Origin of the sequence: Streptomyces sp. NPDC093071 (genome assembly GCF_044754545.1) — a bacterium.
Lineage (GTDB): Bacteria > Actinomycetota > Actinomycetes > Streptomycetales > Streptomycetaceae > Streptomyces.
In genome coordinates, this window is sequence record NZ_JBIVPH010000005.1 from 321,454 (window position 1) to 338,740 (window position 17,287).

Annotated in this window: 13 protein-coding genes; 4 read left to right on the forward strand and 9 right to left on the reverse strand. The window is 71.1% G+C overall.

The features are described from left to right. Positions 1-131: 131 nt before the first annotated feature. Together ACIQD7_RS22255 and ACIQD7_RS22260 are read right to left on the reverse strand one after the other, a co-directional pair. A complete protein-coding gene (locus tag ACIQD7_RS22255; RefSeq protein ID WP_121832274.1) occupies positions 132-1,961 on the reverse strand; it encodes an acyl-CoA dehydrogenase in 1,830 nt (609 codons plus the stop codon). Between the two features lie 138 nt (positions 1,962-2,099). After that, positions 2,100-2,549, reverse strand: coding sequence for a hypothetical protein (locus ACIQD7_RS22260; protein ID WP_402443639.1), 450 nt, complete (start codon positions 2,547-2,549; stop codon positions 2,100-2,102). A gap of 143 nt (positions 2,550-2,692) precedes the next feature. Here ACIQD7_RS22260 and ACIQD7_RS22265 point away from each other — a divergent pair, with 143 nt between their 5' ends. Continuing rightward, positions 2,693-3,193, forward strand: coding sequence for an SseB family protein (locus ACIQD7_RS22265; protein WP_121830927.1), 501 nt, complete (start codon positions 2,693-2,695; stop codon positions 3,191-3,193). Positions 3,194-3,264: 71 nt separating this feature from the next. Here the strand turns inward: ACIQD7_RS22265 and gcvH are convergent, their stop codons facing one another. Continuing rightward, positions 3,265-3,660, reverse strand: a complete 396-nt coding sequence (gene gcvH, locus ACIQD7_RS22270) for a glycine cleavage system protein GcvH (RefSeq protein WP_402443640.1) — start codon at positions 3,658-3,660, stop codon at positions 3,265-3,267. A gap of 214 nt (positions 3,661-3,874) precedes the next feature. On the opposite strand from gcvH, the gene ACIQD7_RS22275 reads away from it, so the two are divergent. Beyond that, entirely contained in the window at positions 3,875-4,837 is a 963-nt protein-coding gene (locus ACIQD7_RS22275; RefSeq protein ID WP_121830929.1) for a pirin family protein, read from the forward strand. 124 nt (positions 4,838-4,961) lie between these two features. Further along, the gene (locus ACIQD7_RS22280) at positions 4,962-6,053 is read left to right on the forward strand and encodes an AI-2E family transporter (RefSeq protein WP_402443642.1); all 1,092 of its coding nucleotides are present in this window, start codon (positions 4,962-4,964) and stop codon (positions 6,051-6,053) included. Between the two features lie 25 nt (positions 6,054-6,078). Here the strand turns inward: ACIQD7_RS22280 and ACIQD7_RS22285 are convergent, their stop codons facing one another. Continuing rightward, a complete protein-coding gene (locus ACIQD7_RS22285; protein WP_402443644.1) occupies positions 6,079-8,283 on the reverse strand; it encodes a SpoIIE family protein phosphatase in 2,205 nt (734 codons plus the stop codon). Between the two features lie 137 nt (positions 8,284-8,420). Here ACIQD7_RS22285 and aspS point away from each other — a divergent pair, with 137 nt between their 5' ends. Further along, positions 8,421-10,238, forward strand: a complete 1,818-nt coding sequence (gene aspS, locus ACIQD7_RS22290) for an aspartate--tRNA ligase (RefSeq protein WP_402443645.1) — start codon at positions 8,421-8,423, stop codon at positions 10,236-10,238. A 478-nt stretch (positions 10,239-10,716) separates the two neighbouring features. Here aspS and ACIQD7_RS22295 read toward each other — a convergent pair whose 3' ends face one another. The 5 genes from ACIQD7_RS22295 to ACIQD7_RS22315 are packed head-to-tail and all read right to left on the reverse strand — an operon-like array spanning position 10,717 to position 17,269. Then, a complete protein-coding gene (locus ACIQD7_RS22295; protein ID WP_402443646.1) occupies positions 10,717-15,411 on the reverse strand; it encodes a putative T7SS-secreted protein in 4,695 nt (1,564 codons plus the stop codon). Continuing rightward, a complete protein-coding gene (locus ACIQD7_RS22300) occupies positions 15,411-16,058 on the reverse strand; it encodes a hypothetical protein (protein WP_402443648.1) in 648 nt (215 codons plus the stop codon). Before ACIQD7_RS22300 ends, ACIQD7_RS22295 begins: the two co-directional genes overlap by 1 nt. Further along, positions 16,058-16,672, reverse strand: a complete 615-nt coding sequence (locus ACIQD7_RS22305) for an SseB family protein (protein WP_402443650.1) — start codon at positions 16,670-16,672, stop codon at positions 16,058-16,060. Before ACIQD7_RS22305 ends, ACIQD7_RS22300 begins: the two co-directional genes overlap by 1 nt. A 32-nt stretch (positions 16,673-16,704) precedes the next feature. Beyond that, on the reverse strand, positions 16,705-16,824 hold the full coding sequence (locus ACIQD7_RS22310) for a MerR family transcriptional regulator (RefSeq protein WP_391165814.1): 120 nt from the start codon (positions 16,822-16,824) through the stop codon (positions 16,705-16,707). Between the two features lie 40 nt (positions 16,825-16,864). Continuing rightward, positions 16,865-17,269 carry a hypothetical protein gene (locus ACIQD7_RS22315; protein WP_402443652.1) on the reverse strand — a complete coding sequence of 135 codons (405 nt, stop codon included), beginning with the start codon at positions 17,267-17,269 and terminating at the stop codon, positions 16,865-16,867. Between the last annotated feature and the right edge of the window lie 18 nt (positions 17,270-17,287).

Sequence of the window (17,287 nt, forward strand, 5' to 3'; positions counted from 1 at the left end):
GCGCACCGGGCGTGAATCACCCTCCGGGAGCCCGTTTTCGGGCAGGAGGAAAAGGGAACGGCCCGCCCCCCTCCCCGGGGACGAGCCGTTCCTGTATGGACGAGAAGTGCTCTCGAACGCCCTGGGGCGTCCTAGAACGCGGCCTCGTCCAGGTCCATCAGCGAGCCGTCGACCGACTCGGCGAGCGCGCGCTCGGCGGAGACGCCCGGCAGGACGTTCGCGGCGAAGAACTTCGCGGCCGCGATCTTGCCCTGGTAGAAGGCGACGTCCTTGCCGGAGGCCCCGGCGGCCAGCTTCTCCGCGGCCACGGCCGCGCTCTTGAGTAGCAGGTAGCCGACGACCACGTCGCCGGAGGCGAGCAGCAGGCGGGTGGTGTTCAGGCCGACCTTGTAGATGTTCTTGACGTCCTCGCCGGTGGCGGTGAGGTCGGTGATCATCGTGCCGACGATCGCCTCCAGGTCGACGGCCGCCTTGGCGAGCGCGTCGCGGGCGCCGGCCAGCTCCTCGCCGCCGGTGCCGACCGCGAGGAACTTCTTGATCTCCTCGGACAGCGTGTTCAGGGCCGCGCCCTGGTCGCGCACGATCTTCCGGAAGAAGAAGTCCTGGCCCTGGATGGCCGTGGTGCCCTCGTAGAGGGTGTCGATCTTGGCGTCCCGGATGTACTGCTCGATCGGGTACTCCTGGAGGAAGCCGGAGCCGCCGAAGGTCTGGAGCGACTGCGCGAGCTGCTCGTAGCCCTTCTCGGAGCCGTAGCCCTTCACGATCGGGAGCAGCAGGTCGTTCAGGCCGTGCAGCGCCTTGGCGTCCTCGCCGGCCGCCTCCTTGATCGCGATCTCGTCCTGCACGGAGGCCGTGTAGAGGACGAGGGAGCGCATTCCCTCGGCGTACGCCTTCTGCGTCATCAGCGAGCGGCGGACGTCGGGGTGGTGCGTGATGGTGACCTTGGGCGCGGCCTTGTCCATGAAGTTCGCCAGGTCGGTGCCCTGGACGCGCTCCTTGGCGTACTCCAGGGCGTTGAGGTAGCCCGTGGAGAGGGTGGAGATCGCCTTCGTGCCGACCATCATGCGGGCGAACTCGATGATGAGGAACATCTGGCGGATGCCGTCGTGCTTGTCGCCGATCAGCCAGCCCTTGGCGGGGTGCTGGTCGCCGAAGGTCATCTCGCACGTGTTGGAGGCCTTGAGGCCCATCTTGTGCTCGACGTTGGTCGCGTACACGCCGTTGCGGGCGCCCAGCTCGCCGGTCTCCCAGTCGAACTCGTACTTCGGCACGAGGAAGAGCGAGAGGCCCTTGGTGCCGGGTCCCGCGCCCTCGGGGCGGGCGAGGACGTAGTGGAGGATGTTCTCCTCCATGTCGTGCTCGCCGGAGGTGATGAAGCGCTTGACGCCCTCGATGTGCCAGGTGCCGTCCTCCTGCTGGACGGCCTTGGTGCGGCCGGCGCCGACGTCCGAGCCCGCGTCGGGCTCGGTGAGGACCATGGTGGAGCCCCAGCGCTTCTCGACGGCGATCCGCGCGACCTTCTTCTGCGCCTCGTTGCCCTCGTTGTAGAGGATGCCGGCGAAGGCCGGGCCGGAGGAGTACATCCAGATGGCCGGGTTCGAGCCGAGGAGCAGCTCCGCGTACGCCCAGATCAGGGAGCGCGGGGAGACGGTGCCGCCGATCTCCTCCGGGATGCCCAGGCGCCAGTACTCGGACTCCATGAAGGCGTCGTACGACTTCTTGAAGGTGGCCGGGACCGGGGCGGTGTTGGTCGCGGGGTCGAAGACCGGCGGGTTGCGGTCGGCGTCGGCGAAGGACTCCGCGAGCTCGTTCTCGGCGAGGCGGCGGATCTCGTCGAGGATGCTCTTGGCGGTCTCGACGTCCATCTCCTCGAACGGACCGGTGCCGTACACCTTGTCGCGGCCGAGGACCTCGAAGAGGTTGAACTCGATGTCGCGGAGATTCGACTTGTAGTGCCCCATGGCGACGGCTCCGTAAGGCTCGGGGAGGGAGGTTCCTCGTACACGTACCAGTGAGTAGCAAAACGCTCTCCACCATGATGCTACCCACCAGTAATAAGGGCAACCCCTGACGGCCGTCTGTGACGTGACTCGCCTTCCTCAGGCGTCCCGGGAGCCCCCGGCGCCCCGTGCGCCCCGCGCGTCCCGCAGCCGGAGGACCCCCGCCGTGCCCGCCCCGGCGCCCGCGAGCAGCAGGGCGGCGCCGGTGCCGGCCACCCCGGCCCCGTGGGCGATCCACCGGGAGCCGAAGCGGGTCGCGGTCACCTCGGCCGGGTCCTCCCGCCCGTCGTGGTCCACGAAGGACAGCCGGGTGCGCCGGTCGGGCGGGGAGGGGCGGCGGGGCCACGCGGGGTCGTGGGCGTGCAGGGCGTCCTCCGCGGCCCTCCGCAGGTCCTCCCCGGCCGCCGCGATCTGCCCGGCGGTCATGCCGGAGCAGTGCCACACGCTCCCGCCCTTGGCCGTCCGCTGCTCGTGGCAGGCGATCCGGGTGAAGGTCCGCGTCTCCAGGCCGGGCGCCCCGGTCCCGACCGCGACCACCCCGCCGCCCACGGCCGCGAGCAGCGCTCCCGCCGCGAGCCACGCGGCGCCGACCCTCCTCGGCCCGCCCGTCCCGACCCCCCGTCGTCGAACGTACGGACAGGGTACGGACCGTGGCCCCCCGGCGGGCCCCCGTCGCTCGATAGGCTGGGGGCATGTACGGATACGGCCAGCACGCGGACGGCAGTGCCGCCCAGCAGCAGTACATCCCGCCCCAGCAGGGCGGGATGCAGGGCGGTATGCAGGGGGGCGTGCAGGGCGGTTACGGGCAGCAGGCCCCGCTCTACCCGGAGCCCTCGCCGCCCTCCCTCGCGGACGCCGTGCGCGCCTTCACCACCGGCACCCTGGCCGCCGAGGACTTCCAGCAGGTCTTCGCGACCTCCAAGGTCTACTGCCCGCGCGGCGACAACCCCGGCTTCCTGGCCCTGCACAACACCCAGCAGCCGGTCATCCCCATGTTCACCTCGCTCAAGGAGCTGCGGCGGTACGCGGGCAAGGAGTCGAAGTACTTCGTGATCACCGGCGCCGAGGTGATCGACCTGCTGCCGACCGGCTACGGCTTCGTCCTCGACATGGAGGGCGACCACCGCATGGTCTTCGACGCGAAGGCCGTGGAGCAGATGGTCGACTTCGCGATGCGGCGGATGTACGGCTGACGCGGGCGGGGCGCGGTCGGGCCCGGCACCCCTCGGCGGGGGCGCCGGGCCCGACCGCGTCCCGTCCCCTACTAGGAGGCGTCCTCGGCGATGTACTCCTCGTACTGCGCGGCGCTGAGCAGCCCGTCGAGGGCCTTCGTGTCGGCTGGTTCGATCTCCAGGATCCAGCCGTCGCCGTACGGGTCGTTGTTGATCAGGTCGGGGTCGGAGTCGAGGTCACCGTTCACGGCGGCCACCCGGCCGTCGAGGGGCGCGTACAGCTCGGAGACCGCCTTGACCGACTCCAGGTTGCCGACCGGCTCCCCCGCCTTCAGCCCCTCGCCCGGCTTCGGGGTCTCCACGAACACGATGTCCCCGAGTTGCTTCTGCGCGAAGTCGGTGATGCCGACGCGGACGCGGCCGCCGTCCCGCGCCTCCACCCACTCGTGGTCCTTCGTGTACTTCAGGTTCTCCGGGTGGGACGACATGCAAGCTCCTTCGGGGGGATCGGGGTGCCGGGCGGGCCGCCCGGCGGAGCCAGCGTGCCCGAGCGGGCGGGGGCGGAGAGGCGGCCTTCACCCGCGAGGGTGAGCGACTTCAGGACAGTCGGGGAATGTCTGCCGGGCGTTCCGCGTTCCGGGTGGCAGAAAGTTCAGCGTTCAACTAAAGTGGACGTGCAAGGTCGCCCAAGGAGGTCCCGCCATGCCCGCCGTGACTGTCGAGAACCCGCTCGCCCTGCCGCGCGTCGCCGCCCCCGCCGACGCCCCGGCCCGCCCCGTGCTCGCCGTGACCACGGCCCCCTCCGGATTCGAGGGAGAGGGCTTCCCGGTCCGCCGGGCGTTCGCGGGGATCAACTACCAGTACCTCGACCCGTTCATCATGATGGACCAGATGGGCGAGGTGGAGTACGCGCCCGGAGAGCCCAAGGGCACGCCCTGGCACCCCCACCGGGGCTTCGAGACCGTCACCTACATCATCGACGGCACCTTCGACCACCAGGACTCCCAGGGCGGTGGCGGCACCATCACCAACGGCGACACCCAGTGGATGACCGCCGGAGCCGGCCTCCTCCACATCGAGGCCCCGCCGGAGTCCCTCGTCGTCAGCGGCGGCCTCTTCCACGGCCTCCAGCTGTGGGTGAACCTGCCGGCCGCCGACAAGATGATGGCCCCCCGCTACCAGGACATCCGCGGTGGCCAGGTCCAGCTGCTCACCTCCCCCGACGGCGGCGCGCTGCTCCGCGTCATCGCGGGCGAGCTCGACGGCCACGAGGGCCCCGGCATCACCCACACCCCGATCACGATGATCCACGCCACCCTGCGCCCCGGAGCCGAGATCAGCCTCCCGTGGCGGGAGGACTTCAACGGCCTCGCGTACGTGCTCGCCGGGCGCGGCACCGTCGGCGCCGAGCGGCGCCCGGTCCACACCGGCCAGACCGCCGTCTTCGGCAAGGGGGGCGCCCTGACCGTCCGCGCCGACGAGAAGCAGGACGGCAACACCCCGGACCTGGAGGTCGTCCTCCTCGGCGGGCGCCCGATCCGCGAGCCCATGGCCCACTACGGCCCGTTCGTCATGAACACCCAGGCCGAACTGCGCCAGGCCTTCGAGGACTTCCAGGCGGGCCGCCTCGGCACGATCCCGGCGGTCCACGGGATGGGCGAGTAAGGAGTGCAGGGGGGTGGGGGCCGGGGCGCGCACCCCAGCCCCCGCCCCCCTCCGCTGACGGGCCGTCACCCGTACGGACCGTCAGCGCGCGACGGCGCGCCCGGCGGCGTGGTCCGGTGGTCGGGTGCAGACGCCCACCGCCGGACCGCTCCTTCCCGAACCCGCCCGCCGGGTCGCCGCCTGGTGCGTCGTCCTGCTGCTCGTCGCCGGGGTCGCCGCCGTCGGCATCTGGCTGTGCGTCGTCTTCAAGACGGCCGTCACGCCCGCCCTGCTCGCGATCCTCGGCACCGCCCTGCTCGGCCCCCTCTACCGGCGCCTGCTGCGGATGAAGGTCCAGAAATCGCTCGCCGCCGGGCTCACCGTCGTCGCCGTCCTCGCGGTCGTCGGCGGTGCCACGTACATCGTCGTCGCCGCCCTCATCGACACCGGCGACCAGATCGTCGCCTCGCTCCGGCAGGCCGCCGAGGACATCGCGAAGCACTTCGGCGCGGCCGGGACCTCCCTCGACGACCTCAGCAGGAACGCCGAGAGCCTGCTCAAACGGTTCGGCGGCACCGCCGCCTCCGGGGTGATCTCCGGCATCAGCGTCGTCGGCCAGCTCATCGCCACCGCCGTCCTCGCGCTGCTCCTCATCTTCTTCTTCCTGCGCGACTCCGACCGGGCCGCCGGGGCCCTGCGCTCCCTCGTCCCGCGCACGACCGGGGACACCGTCGAGGCCATGGCGCGCCGCGCCTTCGAGGCCGTTGAGGGCTTCATGCGCGGCACGACCTTCATCGCCCTGGTCGACGCGACCCTCATCGGCATCGGGCTGCTCGTGCTGCGCGTGCCCGGGGCGGTCGGGCTCGCGGCGCTCGTCTTCGTCACCGCGTACATCCCCTACCTCGGCGCCTTCCTCTCCGGCGCGGTCGCGGTCCTCGTCGCCCTCGCGGACCGGGGCTTCGTCATCGCCCTGTGGGCGCTCGGCGTCGTCCTCGCCGTCCAGGTCATCGAGGGGCACCTGCTCCAGCCCATGGTGCAGAGCAGGACCGTCCACATGCACCCGGCCGCCGTGATGCTCGCGATCACCGCCGGCGCCTCCGTCGCCGGCATCCTCGGAATGCTCCTGGCCGTCCCCCTGACGGCCGCCGCGACGGGGGTCCTGGGGGAGCTGCGGGGACGGTACGGCTCGGGCGACGGTCCCGAGGCGCCGGACGGGGGCCGGGCGGACGGGGCCTAGCCGGACGGGTCTGGCTCGGCGGGACTCAGCCGGGCGGAGCCTGGCCCGGCGGGATCTGGCCCGGCGGGTCCTGGCCCGGCGAGGCCTGGTCACAGTGGTCCTCGTGGTCCTCGTGGTCCTCCCCCGCCCCCGCCTCGTCCAGCTCGAACCAGATCGCCTTGCCCTCGCCGCGCGGGTCGACGCCCCACGCGTGCGCCAGCATCTCCATCAGGACCAGGCCGCGCCCGCTGGACGCCATCTCGCCCGGCTGGCGCCGGTGCGGCAGCTCGTCGCTGGTGTCGGAGACCTCCACGCGCAGCCGGCGGGACCTCTCGCCGCAGACGACCTCCGCGACCAGGAGCGCGTCGCCGTCCGTGTGGACGAGGACGTTGGTGAGCATCTCGGAGACCATCAGGACCGCCGAGTCGAGCTGGTCCCCGTCCGACCAGTCGTGCAGCAGCTGCCGCACCTGCTCCCGGGCCTCCGCGATCCGCTCCGGCTCCGCCTGGGCGATCGTCATCAGGGTGCGGCGCGGGCTCTCCCGTACGGATCCGGCGGGGCGGCGGGAGAGCAGCAGGACGGCGATGTCGTCCTCGCGCCGGTCCGCGAGCGGGCCCGTGGTGTGGTGCGAACCGGGGCCGTGGACGGCCTCCACGAGGGTGTCGGCGAGGTCCTCCAGGTCCTCGCCGTCATGGGCCTCCAGGAGCTTCCTGACCCGCTCCCAGCCGGTGTCCAGGTCGTGCCCGCCGGTCTCCAGGAGGCCGTCGGTGCAGATCATCAGGGTCTCGCCGGGGTCGAGCGCGATCCGGGTGGTGGGGTAGTCGGTGTCGGGGACGATGCCGAGGGGCAGCCCGCCGGCCGTGGGCCGCAGCAGCACCGTCCCGTCGTTCGTCCGCACCGCCGGGTCGGGGTGCCCCGCCCGCGCGATGTCCACCGTCCCCGTCTCCAGGTCGACCTCCAGGTACAGACAGGTCGCGAAGCGCGGGCCGCCGTCGCCCTCCCCGTCCTCGCCGTCCGTGATCCCGTACAGGAAGCGCGAGGCCCGGGAGAGGACCGCGTCCGGCCGGTGCCCCTCGGAGGCGTACGCGCGCAGGGCGATCCGCAGCTGCCCCATCAGGCCGGCCGCCCGCACGTCGTGCCCCTGCACGTCCCCGATGACCAGGGCGATCCGGCCCGCGCCGCCCCCGTTCCCGCCGGGACGCGAGGCGCCGCCGGGCAGCCGGATCATGTCGTACCAGTCGCCGCCGACCTGGAGCCCGCCGCCGGTCGGCACGTACCGGGCGGCGACCCGGATCCCCGGGATCCCCGGCCCCAGGACCGGCATCATCGTCCGCTGGAGGCCGAGCGACAGCTCGCGCTCCGACTCGGCCACGCCCGCGCGTGCGAGGGCCTGCGCCAGCATCCGCGCCACCGTCGTCAGCACCGAGCGCTCGTCGGGCGTGAAGACCACCGGGTGCTTGAAGGCCGCCATCCAGGCGCCCAGCGTGCGCCCGGCGACGACCAGCGGCACGAAGGCCCAGGAGCGGCGCCCGAAGCGCCGGGCGAGCGGCCAGGTGACGGGGAAGCGGCGCAGGTACTCCTCGGGCGACGGCAGGTAGATCGCCCGGCCCGTGCGGACCACCTCGGCCGCCGGATAGTCGGTGTCGAGCGACATCGACGCGAAGGGCCCCTCGTCGTCGTGGCTCTGCCCGTGGTGCCCGATGATCGTCAGCCGGTCGCCCGCGACCCCGAAGACGGCGAGGCCGTCCGGCGAGAAGCCCGGCATGGACAGGGAGGCGGCCACCCGCAGCACCTCGGCCGTCGACCGCGCCTCCGCGAGCGCCCGGCCCGCGTCGAGCAGGAAGGCCTCGCGGGAACGGCGCCAGTCGCCGGTGACCGGGGTGCGGACGGCGGTGCCCGGCGGCTGCTCGGCGACCTCCTGGAGGGTGCCGACCAGCTGGTAGTCGTTCCCCTCGACCAGCGGCTTGGACCGGCTCCGTACCGTACGGATCACCCGTCCGTGCTCGTCCATGATCCGCAGCCGGGACTCGGCGAGGGTCTCCTCGGCGACGGCGAGGTTCACCACGCCGTCGATCTCGTTCCAGTCGACCGGGTGGAAGCGGGAGCGCACGGCCGCCTCGCTGAGCCGTACGGGCTCGGCGGGCAGCCCGAGCAGCCGGGCCGCCTCGGCGTCGAGCGAAACGGTCCCGGACGCGTTGTCCCAGCGCCACAGGCCGGTCGCGATCGCGGCCAGGACGTCCTCGGTGCGCATTGCCCCACTTTATGAATATCGGACCGCGGGCCGCCACCGACGGTGTCCGAAGAGCGATCACGGCCCGGCCGGTAGGCTGGGAAACCTTGACACCGTCAAGCCCTTCACCATCGATCCCGAAGACTGGATGAACGACGATGCATCGGTACAGGTCCCACACCTGCGGCGAGCTCCGCGCCTCTGACGTCGGCACCGACGTCCGGCTGAGCGGCTGGCTGCACAATCGGCGCGACCTGGGCGGCATCCTCTTCATCGATCTGCGCGACCACTACGGCATCACGCAGCTCGTCGCCCGGCCCGGCACCCCCGCGTACGAGGCGCTCGACAAGCTGACCAAGGAGTCCGTCGTCCGTGTCGACGGCCGGGTCGTCTCGCGCGGCGCCGAGAACGTCAACGCCGAGCTTCCCACCGGCGAGGTCGAGGTCGAGGTCGCCGAGGTCGAGATCCTGGGCGCCGCCCAGCAGATCCCCTTCACCATCAACGCCGACGACGGCGTCAACGAGGAGCGGCGCCTGGAGTACCGCTTCCTCGACCTGCGCCGCGAGCGGATGCACCGCAACATCATGCTGCGCTCGGCCGTCATCGCCGCCATCCGCTCCAAGATGGTGGCCCTCGGCTTCAACGAGATGGCGACCCCGATCCTCACCGCGACCTCCCCCGAGGGCGCCCGCGACTTCGTCGTCCCGTCCCGCCTGAACCCGGGCAAGTTCTACGCGCTGCCGCAGGCCCCGCAGCAGTTCAAGCAGCTGCTCATGATCTCGGGCTTCGACCGCTACTTCCAGATCGCGCCCTGCTTCCGCGACGAGGACGCCCGCGCGGACCGCTCGCCGGGCGAGTTCTACCAGCTCGACGTCGAGATGAGCTTCGTCGAGCAGGAGGACGTCTTCCAGCCGATCGAGAAGCTCATGACGGAGCTCTTCGAGGAGTTCGGCGGCGGCCGCCACGTCACCTCGCCGTTCCCGCGGATCCCGTTCCGCGAGTCGATGCTGAAGTACGGCAACGACAAGCCGGACCTGCGCACCTCGCTCGAACTGGTCGACCTCACCGACGTCTTCGCGCACTCCGAGTTCAAGGCGTTCGCCGGCAAGCACGTCCGCGCGCTCGCCGTCCCGGACACCGGCGACCAGCCGCGCAAGTTCTTCGACGGCCTCGGCGACTACGCGATCTCGCTCGGCGCGAAGGGCCTGGCCTGGATCCGCGTCGGCGAGGGCAACGCCCTGACCGGCCCGATCGCCAAGTTCCTCACCGAGGAGAACGTCAAGGTCCTCACCGAGCGCCTGGGCCTGGAGCCCGGCCACGCCGTCTTCTTCGGCGCGGGCGAGTTCGACGAGGTCTCCAAGATCATGGGCCCGGTCCGGGTCGAGGCCGCCAAGCGCGCCGGCCGGTTCGAGGAGAACGTCTTCCGCTTCGCGTGGATCGTGGACTTCCCGATGTACGAGCGGGACGAGGAGACCGGGAAGATCGACTTCTCGCACAACCCGTTCTCGATGCCGCAGGGCGGTCTGGAGGCCCTGGAGACCCAGGACCCGCTGGACGTCCTCGGCTGGCAGTACGACATCGTCTGCAACGGCATCGAGCTCTCCTCCGGCGCGATCCGGAACCACGAGCCCGACATCATGTTCAAGGCCTTCGAGATCGCGGGCTACTCCCGCGAGACCGTCGAGACCGAGTTCGCCGGAATGCTCCGCGCCTTCCAGTTCGGCGCCCCGCCGCACGGCGGCATCGCCCCGGGCGTGGACCGCATCGTCATGCTCCTCGCGGACGAGCCCAACATCCGCGAAACCATCGCCTTCCCCCTCAACGGCAACGCCCAGGACCTCATGATGGGCGCCCCCACGGAACTGGAGGAGACCCGCCTGCGTGAGCTGAACATCCAGCTCCGGAAGCCGGTGGAGTCGAAGGTGGTGGAGGGGCGTCCGGTGACGGAGGCCGTGCATCCGGACGCGGCGCGGTAAGCAGGACGTCGCACTGAGAAGGGGCCCGGGATCTTCCGATACCGGGCCTTTTCGTATTCCATGGCCTTCGGTATTTCATCGACCTGCGGCGGAAGGTTTACCTCCCCCGTGGCCCGGACGCGGCACTACGTGGGCTCGTCAGCAGCGAATCGTGCCTCCTCGATGGGGCCAGGGTCATAACGCAAGAGGGGCTTATCAACTTCATAGGGAGGGTTCCACCAGTCGGGTACGTAACCGTCGGGGTAATGCTCGTACGTGTGGCAGTTGCTGCACCATTCCCACAATCGCCCGTGTCCAACGAATGCCTGGCCGCGCAGAGTTACAGCGTGATTGCTTTCGATCGCGTACCAGCGGTGGAGGGTTTGTTTCGAGCAGACTGGGCACGATGCCGCAAGATCGGGCCCCGTCCAGTCATCATTGAATGCGCGACGCCAGGCAGGCCGTCGATCCAGGTCCACTTCTTGCCAGGTTTTGGCATTCATCGGTTTCCGTTGATCCAATCTTCCAGTGCATTTCCAGACCCGTAGGGCGTCCCGTCGCCCAAGGAGTCAGCGCTGCCGTGTTCCTCGCCCTTGAAGCTTCCGTGCCGGAGGAAGTATCTCGCGTGGCTCAATTCATGGGCAATTGTGTTAGCGGCGGTCGCATCGTCATAGATGCCGTCCGGTCCTACACGGATTATTCGGCCACCATCGATCTCCCGAGTGACCCCGGCGACGCCGCGTCCAAGATCAGGGTCGAATACAACCGATATTTCCTGCCCGGACCCCCTCAGGTTAATACCATACTTGGCAGCGACGTCCTGGAGGTATGTGGTTTTATCCAGTGAGTTGTCAAGAGTTCGTTCGACACCTTCCTGGACCACGCCTAGTCTCTCGCGACCTCTCGTCCCGTTACTGGGGCACGGTGACAGGCCTAGAGGGTCGGCGGCTGCGAACGGGTTGTAAACGTAGCTCACCGGATTGGGAGCCGGTGCTAGACCGAGTGGGTCCGTGGAGAGATAGCGGGCGGTTTCCGGGTCGTAATACCGGAAGTAGTTGTAGTGCAGCCCCGACTCCGGGTCGAAGTACTGGCCCGGGAAGCGGAGCGGGGTGTATGTCGTGGCGTCTCGGGTCCAGGTCGTCGTGCCCCAGAGGGTGGAGCGGGTGCGCCAGGCCAGCTCTCCCGACTCGTCGACGAGTTCCGTCGGGGTGCCGATCAGGTCGGTGACGACGGCGAAGAAGCGTTCGTCGTCCGTGTCCGTGCGGCGCTCGGTCTGGGAGAGGGGGCGCAGGCCCGCGTGGTCCCAGGTCAGGACCACGTTCGCGGTGGTCTGCTCGCAGAGGGTCGTGCCGTCCCAGGTGAAGTGGGTCGTTTCCAGAGCTGATCGCTTGGATATGCGGCGGCCCAGCGGATCGTACGCATAGCTCCAGACCGTGCCGTCCGGCGTCGTCACCGACCTCAGCCGGTCCTCCGCGTCCCACGCGTACCGCCAGGTGTCCGGCTTCCGGGACAGACGGGTCTTCCGGCGCAGGACGATCCGGCCCTGGCCGTCGTGCTCGTAGCGGACCGCCCCCGCACGGGTGATCCGCGTGCCCTCGTACGCGCGCGGCCCCGTCGCCGCGTGCGACGGATGCGCCGACGGCCACTCCGCCTCCGTCTGGTTGCCGGCCTCGTCGTACGCGTACCGCTCCGTCCACCGGTCCGCCCGCACCGCCGTGACCCGCCCCGCCCCGTCCAGGTCGAAGCGGCGCGTCCCCGAGAAGCCGTCCGTGGCGGCGACGAGGCCGCCGTCCGGGCGGTAGTCGTAGGAGCGGTGCTGGAGACGGCCGCCGCCCCGCGGCGACGTGACCTCCTGCGCCGTCAGCCGGCTCATCACGTCGTACGACGACTTCAGGAACACGAAGTCCGCGACCGTGCGATCGACCTCCCGGCCCAACGCATCGAAGGAGAAGGACAGTTCGCGCCCCGAAGCGGTGAGACTCGTCCGGCGGCCCGCCGCGTCGTACGCCCACGTGCTGACCGAACCGCCCGGCGTCGTTCTCCCCACCCGCCGCCCCGCCTCGTCGTACGCGTACGACAGCGTCCGGCCGTTGACCGTCTCCGACAGCAATCGGCCGTAGCGGTCCCGCAGGCGTTCCAGGTGCGCGTCCGGGTTCGTCGCCACCGCCAGCTCGTCGAAGACGTCGTACGCGTACGTGCTGACCGCGCCCTCCGCGTCCTTGCGGACGATCCGGCCGAGCGCGTCGCGCTCGAACCGCACCGCCTGCCCGAGCCCGTTCGTACGGGAGACCAGCCGGCCCGCCGCGTCGTACGCGTACCCCAGCGTCCGGCCGTCGAAGTCCGTCTCGGTGAGCGTCCGGCCCGCCGGGTCGTAGGTGTACTCCCAGGTCAGCCCCTGCGGGTTCGTCACCCGCGTCAGCCGCAGGTCCGTGTCGTGCGCGAACGCGTACCGCACCCCGTCCGGGTCCGTGCGCGAGGTCAGCAGGTCGAAGTCGGTGTACGTGAAGCGGGTCGTGCCGCCCGTCGCGTCCGTGTGGCTCAGGCAGTTGCCCTCGCCGTCGTACGTCCAGGACTCCACCGTCCCGTCGGGCGCGACGCGCCGGGACGGCAGGCCCTCCACCGTCCACTCCAGGCGCGTGACCGCGCCGAGGGGGTCGGTGATCCGGACCGTACGGCCGAAGGCGTCGTACGCGTACCGGGTCGTGGCCCCCAGCGGATCGGTGACCTCGACGGGCAGGCCCCGGGCGTCCAGGACGAGCCGGGTGGTGGCGCCGAGCGGGTCCGTCACCGAGGTGAGCCGCCCCGCCCCGTCGTACGCGAACTCCGTCCGGGCCCCCGAGGGAGCCGTCACCGAGGTGCGGTTGCCGCGCGCGTCGAAGGTCTGGCGCACGGCGTTGCCGTCGGCGCCGACGATCCGCACCGGGAAGCCGTCCTCGTCGTACTCGGCCCGCGCCCGCCGCCCGTCCGGGCGCTCCACGGACGTCGGGCGGCCCCGTTCGTCGTAGGTGGTGCGGCTGACGTGCCCCAGCGGGTCGGTGCGGGACAGCAGGCGGCCCAGGCGGTCGTATTCGAAGCGGGTGGCCGCGCCCAAGGGGTCGATCTCCGCGACGACCCGGGCGCGCTCGTCGATCAGGTGGCGCTCGGTGTGCCCTCGCCCGTCCGTGAGGGTGGTGACGCGGAGTCCGGTCGCGGGATCGATGTCGTCCCAGGTGAAGGTGGTTTCCAGGTGACCGTTGGTCCCCGACTGGTAGGTGCAGCGGTCCCGGTCGTCGTAGACGTAGTCGAAGCGGCTGCCGTTGGTGTCGGTCCACGACGTGACGCGGCCGTGCTCGTCGCAGCCGAAGCGCAGGGGGCGCCCGGAGGAGTTGACGACCTCGGTCAGGTGCCCGTCGGTGTAGCCGTAGCGCAGGATCTCCTGGTCGGAGCCGTCCGGTGCCGCGCCCGCGAGGCGGAGGGCGGTCACCCGGCCCTCGTCCGTGGTCAGCCTCAGGTGGTAGCCGCCGTGGTGGACGACCGATGTCGGAGCGCCCGACTCGTCGTACTCGAAGGTGATCCAGTTGCCGTTGCGGTCGTCGAGCTGGACCAGGAGCGCGAGCCCGTCGCCGTGGTCGGCGAAGTGCCGGACCGTGCGGGTGTCGGGATCGGTGATCGTGTAGCCGCCCTCGACCCGGTCCAGGGGCCACCGCCGGCCGTGCGTGGGCATGACCGGAACCCCGGGGGCCGGATGCGGATAGGCGAGGATACTGCCCTCGTCACAGCTGAAGACGACGCCTTCCGAGTCGACCTCCAGGCGTTGGTCCACCGTCGACGACCACGTCGGGCCGAACCAGCGGCCGGAGCGGCGCGAGGAGTCGAAGACGCGCCGGAAGACGAGGGGCAGTGAACCGGGCAGGACGATGTCGGTCTGGGGCAGCAGCATGCGGCCCGTCGCGATGTCGATCGGGTCCTTCTTGCAGGCCGTCTCGCAGTTTCGCTTGCCGTTGCTGTCCGGGTCCTTCTCGTGGTCCCCACGGCTGCTCCCCGGCTTCTCCGGTTCCGGGGCGGCCGGCTTCCTCGGTTCGGGCAGGTGCTTGGCCCCGTTCAGCCCGAGCCGCACGCCGCTGCGTGCGAGCCCCGCACCCTTGGTGCCGATCAGCTCCGGCACCAGCCGGCCGAGGAACTCCGACGGGTCGCCCTTCGCCGCGTCCCAGGCGTTCTTCAGGACCCGGTCCGGGTTCGCCGCCGAGGACGCCAGACCGGCGAGCGTCATGTTGACGCCCTTGTAGTACTCCGCCGGGTGGGTCAGGTTGTACGTGTCCATCGGGTTCACCGAGCGGACGAAGTTGAGCAGACCGGCCGTGCCCTTGATGACGCCGCCGCCGAAGTGGGCCAGCTCCACGCCCTGGGCCAGGCCCCGGTCCCACAGCTCCAGCTTGGCCCGCTCGCGGCCCGTCGGCTCCTTCGGCGCGTGGGCGAGCGCGGCGGCGACCGCCGCCTTCGCCGTCTCCCCGGCCTCGTTGCGGGCCGTGCGCGCGTCGTTCAGGACCTCCTGGGCGCGCTGCCGCTTCGCCGCGCCGGGGTCGGAGTACGCCCCGGGGTGGGGCAGCGGGCTGTCCCCGTCACGGGCCGCCTCGTAGGCCGCGGTCTTCTTCTTGTGGTCCTCCTCGGCCTTCCTCGAGTCCTGCTCGCCCTCCTTGTACAGGGCGATCGCCTCGCGCGCCTTGCCCTGCGCGCTCACGATCGCCCTGGAGTACGTCTCCAGGGCCTTGGCCGCGCTCTCCATCGCGTCCGCCGCGCGGAGCCAGTCGGTCGGCAGGGTCTGGAACTTCTTCCGGAACGCGTTGGCCGCCTCGCCCTTCCAGTGGTCGGCGTCCAGCTTCTTCATCCCGCCGCCGACCAGGTCGAACGCGCGCTGGAAGTCCCGGAGGTTCTTCACCGTCGCGGCGATCTTCTCCGGTTTGCCGTGGACCAGCTCGTCCGCGTCCTCGGTCTGCCCGAGCTGCTTCTCCCCGACCCGCGCGCCGAGCGAGGAGGCGGTCTCGTCGCCCCAGTCCTCGACCGAGTCGGCCCAGTCGTGCGCCCCCGCCTTGTCCAGGAGCCGGCCGGTCTGGTCGGTCGCGAAGTCGACGCCCTCGCCGACGAGTTCCTTGCCCTTGTCGACGCCTTCGCCGAACTTGTCGATGCCCTTGTCGACCAGGCCGCCCCAGTCCACCATCAGCGGTTCTCCCCCCACCGGGGCTGCTCGGCCTGTTCGATCGTCGCCCGGTCGGGGGCGAGCGTCTCCTTCAGCTCCTCGTCCATCTGGTCCCGCAGCTTCGGGTCGAGCGCGCCCGAGCGCTCCATCGAGTCGAGCAGTGAGTCCTCGACGTCGTACGCCGTGTTCTTCCAGGTCTGCTCCACCTCCTGGTGGGCGCCGGTGAACGACTCCGGGCTCCAGTCGGCGCCGTCCCACGCGTGTTGGTCGCGGACGGTCTCCCAGCTCATCTTCTTGACCTCGTCCTCGGAGAGGTGGGGGTTGCCGTTGAGCGAGTTCACCCCGATCTTGAACGAGTCCTTGATGTACTGCTCCTGCTCGGCGAACGCGCCGGCCGACAGGCCGACGCCCTGGGCGAAGCCGTTCCCCCGCAGGGTCAGGGCGCGGACGCCCCACTCCCACCGGTTGCAGAAGGTCTCGAACTCCGACGTCAGCCCGTCGTGCCCCAACTCAAGCCCTGAAAGGGCGAGTTCGGAGAACCCCCGGCCCGCCGACGCCTGACCCGTCATGCCGAGCTCCTTCAGCTCGGCGTGCGCCAGGTCGATGCCCTTCGCGATCGCCGCCAGCGCCTCGCCCGACGCCGCGAGCTCGGGCTCGTTCCCGCCCACTACGCCCCCGCCTTCCCGTCCGTCTCCCCGAGGTCCACCGCGACCCCGTCCGGCACGATGCCCGCCACCGGCGGGAACAGCGCCCCGTCCGCACTGCCCGCGTCCAGCGCGACCCCGCCTGGACCGGGCAGCATCGGCACCATCACGTCGAGGAGCCGCGCGCCGAGGACCGTCCGGTACGTCCACTCGCGCTCCGCCTCTCCGCGCGCGACCGCGAACCGCGCCAGCGCCTCCTCGTCCGAGAACGCGCAGATCCACCGCACCCCGTTGAAGTCCGCGGTCCACAGACTCTCCCGGTCGTCGAACGGCACCAGGACGGCGGTACGCCGGAACTCCCCGAGCAAACGCGCAAATTCACGCCGTGCCGCCGCGATCTCGTCGTCGGACGTGCCCTGTTCCGAAGCGGCGGGAGGGGGAGCGGGCGCGGGCACCGGTGCCGGCGCGGGGCGCGCGGGCGGAACCGCCGTGTCGGCCGCCCCCACCGCCTCCCCCGAATCCGCCGGCTCCTCCGCCTCCACCAACTCCGTCAGCCTCGAAACCCGCCGAGGCTCCGGTATGCCGTCCCCGTGGTCGTCCCCGTTGTCCTTCACGTCCGCATGTTGCCATGGGCTCATTCACGCGAGCAACGAACAAAGGAGCTATCTCGTCACGTCGGTCGGGCCGCACGTCGGTCGCACCGCCCCGGGACGATCGGGCCCTCGTGCGCGTAGTGACGCAACGACCTCGGACGCACCCCGCCGACCCTGGAAGCCTCACCGATCTTCATACGGGGCAACGCCCGGCGTGCCACGGCCTTCCCGACCCGTTCAGGGCAGTCCCGGGACGAGCTCCAGCCAGGCGCGGAGGTCGTCCAGGGGGAAGTCCCCGTCCTCCAGGAGCGGCAGGACGGGACGCAGCGCGGACAGCGTGTTCTTGACGAGCCGCAGCCGGAGCATCCGCTCCCGGGGCAGGCCCCGCCACTCACCGGCCGGCCGCGCGGCCGTCTCCCTCGACATGCCCAGGTTCCGCATGGCGTCCGCGAGGAGCGCGGAGAGGTCCCGGGCCGGGTCGGCGTCGTCGGCCCCGAACTCCCTGATCAGATAGGCGCGTACGCGGATCGACTCGATCACCGTCCTCTGCGAAGGTCCCTCCGGGTACTTCCCCGGAAGCGCGGCGAGCGCGAGCCGGCCCCACCGGATCCGGGTCCCGTCGGGAAGGTCGTGGCGCTGCATACCGCCGACGGCGAGGAC

What these genes read in the sequence shown, in the direction of transcription:
- ACIQD7_RS22255 (WP_121832274.1), bottom strand. Translation starts at nt 1,961, where the DNA reads ATGGGGCACTACAAGTCGAATCTCCGCGACATCGAGTTCAACCTCTTC.
- ACIQD7_RS22265 (WP_121830927.1), top strand. Translation starts at nt 2,693, where the DNA reads ATGTACGGATACGGCCAGCACGCGGACGGCAGTGCCGCCCAGCAGCAG.
- gcvH (WP_402443640.1), bottom strand. Translation starts at nt 3,660, where the DNA reads ATGTCGTCCCACCCGGAGAACCTGAAGTACACGAAGGACCACGAGTGG.
- ACIQD7_RS22275 (WP_121830929.1), top strand. Translation starts at nt 3,875, where the DNA reads ATGCCCGCCGTGACTGTCGAGAACCCGCTCGCCCTGCCGCGCGTCGCC.
- ACIQD7_RS22285 (WP_402443644.1), bottom strand. Translation starts at nt 8,283, where the DNA reads ATGCGCACCGAGGACGTCCTGGCCGCGATCGCGACCGGCCTGTGGCGC.
- aspS (WP_402443645.1), top strand. Translation starts at nt 8,421, where the DNA reads ATGCATCGGTACAGGTCCCACACCTGCGGCGAGCTCCGCGCCTCTGAC.
- ACIQD7_RS22295 (WP_402443646.1), bottom strand. Translation starts at nt 15,411, where the DNA reads ATGGTGGACTGGGGCGGCCTGGTCGACAAGGGCATCGACAAGTTCGGC.
- ACIQD7_RS22305 (WP_402443650.1), bottom strand. Translation starts at nt 16,672, where the DNA reads ATGAGCCCATGGCAACATGCGGACGTGAAGGACAACGGGGACGACCAC.
- ACIQD7_RS22310 (WP_391165814.1), bottom strand. Translation starts at nt 16,824, where the DNA reads ATGAAGATCGGTGAGGCTTCCAGGGTCGGCGGGGTGCGTCCGAGGTCG.
- ACIQD7_RS22315 (WP_402443652.1), bottom strand. Translation starts at nt 17,269, where the DNA reads ATGCAGCGCCACGACCTTCCCGACGGGACCCGGATCCGGTGGGGCCGG.